General features: G+C 41.1%; 5 protein-coding genes. 3 read left to right on the top strand and 2 right to left on the bottom strand.

From position 1 onward, the window contains the following. Window positions 1–405 precede the first annotated feature (405 nt). Both ID165_RS26475 and scpA read left to right on the top strand, forming a co-directional pair. A complete protein-coding gene (locus tag ID165_RS26475) occupies window positions 406–1,812 on the top strand; it encodes a methylmalonyl-CoA mutase family protein (RefSeq protein WP_192348374.1) in 1,407 nt (468 codons plus the stop codon). Further along, window positions 1,809–3,929 carry a methylmalonyl-CoA mutase gene (gene scpA / locus ID165_RS26470; RefSeq protein WP_192348373.1) on the top strand — a complete coding sequence of 707 codons (2,121 nt, stop codon included), beginning with the start codon at window positions 1,809–1,811 and terminating at the stop codon, window positions 3,927–3,929. The genes ID165_RS26475 and scpA overlap by 4 nt, the downstream gene beginning before the upstream one ends. Window positions 3,930–4,100: 171 nt before the next feature. Here the strand turns inward: scpA and ID165_RS26465 are convergent, their stop codons facing one another. After that, the gene (locus ID165_RS26465; protein WP_192348372.1) at window positions 4,101–4,565 is read right to left on the bottom strand and encodes an RES family NAD+ phosphorylase; all 465 of its coding nucleotides are present in this window, start codon (window positions 4,563–4,565) and stop codon (window positions 4,101–4,103) included. Further along, complete coding sequence (locus tag ID165_RS26460) at window positions 4,562–4,990, bottom strand: antitoxin Xre-like helix-turn-helix domain-containing protein (protein ID WP_192348371.1); 429 nt, start codon at window positions 4,988–4,990, stop codon at window positions 4,562–4,564. Before ID165_RS26460 ends, ID165_RS26465 begins: the two co-directional genes overlap by 4 nt. Window positions 4,991–5,183: 193 nt before the next feature. On the opposite strand from ID165_RS26460, the gene ID165_RS26455 reads away from it, so the two are divergent. Beyond that, entirely contained in the window at window positions 5,184–6,437 is a 1,254-nt protein-coding gene (locus tag ID165_RS26455; RefSeq protein ID WP_225586911.1) for an AGE family epimerase/isomerase, read from the top strand. Window positions 6,438–6,549: the final 112 nt, after the last annotated feature.

The following is a 6,549-nucleotide window of genomic DNA, read 5'->3' as shown; positions in this document are numbered from 1 at the left end:
TAGAGAAGATTTCTGAAAAACAAAGATTTTGCAGTAGGTGCAAGGGTGTCAAATTTGATGAAAATTAACTTAAATAAAAAATGGATTTCCTCTTGAAATATTGAGTTTTTGGACATCTACATATTTCCAACCGAAAGAAATTCTGTGACAAAATCCTTTTCGGTCCGAAGCATCCACATTCTTGGAATATAAAGGGCTTATTGGTCTATAATGGTAACTATTATAGTTTTCAATCTATTGAAAAGAAGTCTGAAACTAATCGGATTTTCAAAGCAGTTAATTTAGAATCTGGATTTCCCCGGCATTTTCCTAATTTTGATAAAGACCATTTTGATCAATAGCTAGCAATAAAGTAATGGTTTTTATTTACATAAACTCAAGTTCAGTGAAATTTTAAACCCAACTATGACAAATCAGGACTTCTATACTTTCACTCCAACCGGTAAAAACGACTGGATTGATCAGGTAAAACAAGACTTAAAAGGAAAGGATTTTGACAACACACTTACTTCCACACTTTGGGAGAAAATCAAAATTCAGCCATTCTATACTTCAGAAGACATAAAGGATCTTGCGCCGGAATATAAATTTCATCCTGCCCCGAAAATCCCTGGAATGTCATCCAGAATATGGACTAATTTGGTTTCTTTTTACCCTAAAAATGAAAAGTCCTCAAACGAGGAAATTCTGAACGCGCTTAAAAATGGAGCAGATGGACTTATCCTGCATCTGGAAGGAACCCAAAATCTAAATAGGATTCTCAAAGGAGTTCACACAGAATATATCACAACAATTTTCTCTCCTACGGCAGACACGGCTTTGTTTATCCAATTGATTCAAGAATGGATAGGATCTCTGAATTTGAAGCCTACTATGCTGAGGGGGGCCATTCATTGGAACCCCTGCGATGAGTTATTTGGAAGTGGAGAAAATTTCAATTCTGGAATTGATCTGGCAGCACAGGCAATAAATGACTTTAGGGAGTTTAGAGAGTTCTATCCGCTGACTATTGACTTATCCCGCTATACGAATGCAGGTGCAACCGGAATCCAAGAACTGACCTACGGTCTGGGAGAAGTCATTGAACTGATAGATAAGTTATCAAAGAAAGGCATCTCAGCTCGTCAAATGTTTGAAAATATGGCTTTCCATACCGCTATAGGCGATTCACATTTCGCAGAAATTGCGAAAGTGAAAGCTTTGCGTAAGCTGATCGTAGAGTTAGCAGGTAATTATGGTGTGCAAATAGACGTGGAAAACGTGTACATAATCGCTTCCACCGGTGTTTGGAGCAAATCCCTTATGGATAAAAACACCAGCCTGATTCGTCAGACCTATGAAGCAATGGCAGGAATCCTCGGAGGAGCAAATTCACTCTGGGTAAATCCTGCAGAAGGCAAAAATGCTTCCCTATTGGAAAAGAGAATTGCCCGGAATGTTTCTTCTATTCTAAAAGAGGAAAGTTATTTGGACAAGATCATGGATCCCGCAGCAGGATCATATTATCTGGAAGTGCTCCAAGCAGAGATCGAAAAAGCGGTGACTTCAGGTCTGCAAGAATTGGAAGAACATGGTGGTTGGCTGAAAAGCTTCGAAGACCGCACGCTACATGCTGAAATCCGGAAATCCCGTGAAGCTGCCCAAAAGAAAGTTTTGTCTGGTTCAGCGATAAAAGTTGGCACCAATAAATACCTCACCAAAGACAAGCTCGAAAACCAGCTACCTTTTGAACCTTTAACAGAGAAAGACTTTGAGTTACTTCCAAGTCGGATGACATACTTTGTGGAACAAAATAACCTGAACAACTTATGAGGCCGGAATTGAAAAATTGGAAATCATCGAAAATTCAGTCGGCCCAACCGGAAGATCAGCCCAACTGGGAGTCAGCTGAGCAAATTTCCATTCCCCCATCTTTCGATGCTCAACAGATCGCCAAGCTTTCTCATGTGAATTATGCGGCAGGAATTCCTCCTTATTTACGTGGACCATATAGTACCATGTATCGCATGCGACCTTGGACTATCCGTCAGTATGCGGGCTTTTCTACGGCCGAAGAATCCAACGCATTCTATAGAAAAAACTTAGCAGGAGGGCAAAAGGGACTTTCCGTAGCTTTTGACCTAGCGACTCACCGGGGATATGATTCTGATCATCCAAGAGTGGTTGGAGATGTAGGAAAAGCCGGCGTGGCAATAGACTCCGTCGAAGATATGAAGTTGCTTTTTGACCGGATCCCCCTGGATCAAATGTCTGTATCCATGACTATGAATGGAGCTGTGATTCCGATTTTAGCCTTCTATATAGTAGCTGCAGAAGAGCAGGGCGTAAAAACGGAACAGCTCAGTGGCACGATCCAGAATGATATTTTGAAAGAGTTTATGGTGCGAAACACCTATATCTATCCACCACAGTCGTCGATGAGGATTATCGCAGATATCTTCAAATTCACCTCGGTCCGAATGCCCCGGTTTAATTCGATCTCCGTTTCCGGCTATCACATGCAGGAAGCGGGAGCAACTGCAGACATAGAATTGGCCTATACGCTTGCTGATGGTCTGGAATATTTGAGGACAGGGATGAAAGCCGGTTTGGACATCGATGAGTTTGCTCCCCGCCTTTCATTTTTCTGGGGCATTGGAATGAACTATTTTATGGAAATCGCCAAAATGCGGGCAGGCCGCTTGCTGTGGGCAAAAATTGTAAAGCAATTCAATCCAAAATCTGACAAATCACTTGTGCTTCGAACACACTGTCAAACTTCCGGCTGGTCACTGACCGAACAAGATCCATATAATAATGTGACACGGACTGCTGTGGAAGGGCTAGCCGCCGTCATGGGACATACCCAATCCTTGCACACAAACTCTTTGGATGAAGCTATTGCTTTACCTACAGACTTCTCAGCAAGGATTGCCAGAAATACCCAGTTGGTTCTACAGGAAGAAACTGACATTACAAAAGTCGTTGATCCTTGGGGCGGATCGCATTATGTGGAGTTTTTGACAGATCAGTTAGTACGGCAGGCTTGGAAACTGATCGAAGAAGTAGAAGAACTGGGTGGAATGGCTAAAGCCATAGAAGAAGGATTGCCTAAACTCAGAATCGAAGAGGCGGCCGCCAAGAAGCAAGCCCGAATTGATAGTGGACGTGACATTATCGTAGGAGTGAACCGCTATCAAGTAGATGAAGAATCTGAAATTGAAGTTCGGGATGTCGATAATCAAGCTGTCCGGGAATCCCAAATTGTCAGATTGAAAAAAATCAAAGAATCCAGAAACCAAGAGAACGTGAATAAAAGCCTCGAAGCTCTTACTCAGGCAGCAAAATCAGGAGAGGGAAATCTACTTGAATTAGCGATTGATGCAGCTAGAAAAAGAGCTACTTTGGGAGAAATTTCAAATGCAATGGAAGAGGCATTCGGTCGACATCAAGCTCAGACCAAATCTATCACCGGAGTATATGCTGCAGAAGTGAAAAATCAAGACTCATTTAAAAAAGCAATCGCTTTATCTGACGAATTTGCAGAACTGGAAGGTCGTCGTCCAAGAATACTGGTAGCCAAAATGGGTCAAGACGGTCATGACCGCGGTGCAAAGATCATCGCAACCGGTTTTGCTGACATGGGTTTTGACGTGGATATAGGACCTCTTTTCCAGACTCCTGAAGAAGTGGCTCAACAAGCTATCGAAAACGACGTGCATATCGTCGGTGCTTCCTCGTTGGCAGCCGGCCACAAAACACTGGTTCCTCAATTGATCGAAGCATTGAAGGCACTGGGAAGACCGGATATTATGGTGGTAGCAGGAGGAGTAATTCCCGCAAAGGATTATCAATACTTAAAAGACGCCGGTGTATTTGCAGTTTTCGGCCCGGGAACGGTTCTATCAGAAGCTGCGATTGAGATTTTGGAGAAATTGATTGAAGAATGATCTTAATAGTTTTATATGTATATCCGCTTTTCTGCCAGTAAAGAGACTAAAGCATTATAGGATTTGGAAAACACTAGTGTCGAGGCCACTTCGGTCTTCTGTCATCGGTCTTCCTGCCGTTATACCAAAGAAAATGAGGCTACTGGCATCATTGCGGATAATCACATAATTTTATTTCAAAAACAACCGCACATCAAACTCAAATGGATCAATTGAAGTGATTTCCACCTCATTAAATCTTCGATGAGCAGGGTTAATCAAAAAGTTGAACTCTCCCAGTACGACCACAGACGGCACTTTGAATACCAAAAATTTATTCTCAGAAAGAAATTTATCTCCAATCTCTTGACTAGCATGTGAATGGGGAATTGATTTCCAATCTATAGGCAACTCAGTGATTTCAATTTCATCTATAGAAAGAATGCTATCAGGAACATTAATCTCCACAATTTCATAATCTCTGGGAATATTACCCAAGGGTGTATGGACTGCGATCTCTGCAGTGCACAGGGCCCTTGATTGGCTGGTATAAAGCACAGCCTTTCCTTTACTATTCCATCTCCCCCCTGCTAATTCTGCTCCTTTTCCCGATAAATCGTGCGAGAACTTCTTTTTGCTAAGACTAAAAACTCTCATGCCAAAACACCATATTCAATTCTAGTCAGCTCATCTTTCAAAAGGGTAATTCCAAAACTGCTGTCCAAAAAAGATTTTGGTTCTAAATCTCCCAAAGCCAAGCATGGCGTTTCAAGCCAATTCTGAAATTTTGACTTGTTGCCGAACACTTCCACACCTCTCTTTTGAAGTAATGCTATTTCGATTATCTTTTCTGATTGTAAAGAATCAAACGACTTTTGTTCTTTATGGTATCGTTGCATAGTACGCTCTGAGATGTGCAAATATTCTGACCATTCTGACAATGAAAAGGCGCTCTTTGATGCGAATTTGTCAAAATCTTCAAATGAAACACCTTGCCTGACTAGTGAAATTATGTTGTTTATAAACAAGTCATCAGTAGTATTATAAGCTACTTCCGGATCGAAAATGGCATATTGAGTCATGGCACGTCAATTAAAATTATACAATTGTCATTAATATAACGACAATTGTCTAGTTTAGTTCATGACAACCAGATTTTTATCACATAGAAACAAATTCTCCATGTCAATCAGATACTCATATCTTTTATTAGTGCCGGTATTCGTTGGATGTGTCCGAGCAGAAAAAAACGAAAAAATAATTATAGCAGATAAGATGGAGCATCATCTTAAAACGGAAGTGCTGGACAAATGGTATCCCCTGTCTATTGACACTGTGGACGGTGGTTTTCTGAGTAATTTCTCCTACGATTTTCAGCCTGCTGAAAAGCAGGAAAAGATGATTGTAACCCAATCCCGCCACGTATGGACGAATGCTAAAGCCTCCTTAAAATATCCTGAAACTGAGTACTACAAAGAAGGATCAAAGCATGGTTATGAATTCCTAAGGAATAAAATGTGGGACTCTGAAAATGGGGGATTTTATTGGCTGGTGGACAAGCAGGGAAACCACATGGGCGACCCTATGAAAACAGCCTATGGAAATGCTTTTGGAATTTTTGCCCTCGCCGCTTACTATGGGGCATCCGCTGATACATCTGCTTTGGAACTGGCTAAAAAAGCTTTTCACTGGCTAGATCATCATGCACATGATGCTATAAATGGAGGATATTACCAGCATTTAAATCCTGATGGAACCCCAATTTCCAGACCTGCTTCTGCCCCCTCAACTTCAGACTTAGGTTATAAAGATCAAAATAGCTCCATCCACATACTTGAAGCATTTACTGAATTGTATCAGGTATGGCCTGATCCGTTGGTAAGAGATCGATTGGAAGAAATGTTGATTCTAATCAGAGATCAAATCGTGAATAAAAAAGGCTACTTAGCGCTTTTTCTCTACCCTGATTGGAGACCTGTGACTTTCGCAGATTCCACTGAGGAAGTTATTCAAGCTCATCATCAATTGGATCATGTTTCATTTGGTCATGACGTGGAAACAGGATATTTGATGATAGAAGCATCAAAAACATTAGTTTGGAAAAATGACAGCACCACTCATAAAGTCGCTAAAAAAATGATCGATCATGCGTTGGAAAATGGCTGGGATAAAAATGCCGGCGGTTTTTATGATGAAGGCTATTATTTTGAGGACGGTTTCCGAATTACCCACGATACTAAAAACTGGTGGGCACAGGCAGAAGGAATGAATGCGCTTTTGCTTATGGCGGAGCTATATCCGGATGACACACAGGACTATTACGGGAAGTTTGTAAAACTCTGGAAATACACAGACACTTACTTAATTGATCATGAAAATGGTGGTTGGTATTCGGGCGGGCTGGATAAACAACCTGAGTTGAAAACTGTAGGAAAAGGCAATATATGGAAGGGAATCTATCATCATTACCGATCTTTGGATCATTGCATCGACCGCTTGAGGGAAATGAATGCGTATTCTGAGCAATAATATATATTGATGAAATTTATTTAATCAGCAGGCAAAAGACTTCGATCCCTATCAGTCTGATTACTAAAAGGCTAACATTTCAAGCAAAGTTGAAGACATAGACCCGCAATCA

The sequence above is a fragment of the Algoriphagus sp. Y33 genome, assembly GCF_014838715.1.
In the GTDB taxonomy this organism is placed as follows: Bacteria; Bacteroidota; Bacteroidia; order Cytophagales; family Cyclobacteriaceae; genus Algoriphagus.
The sequence above is the reverse complement of the archived record's forward strand: the minus strand, read 5'-3'. Positions and strand labels throughout refer to the sequence as shown.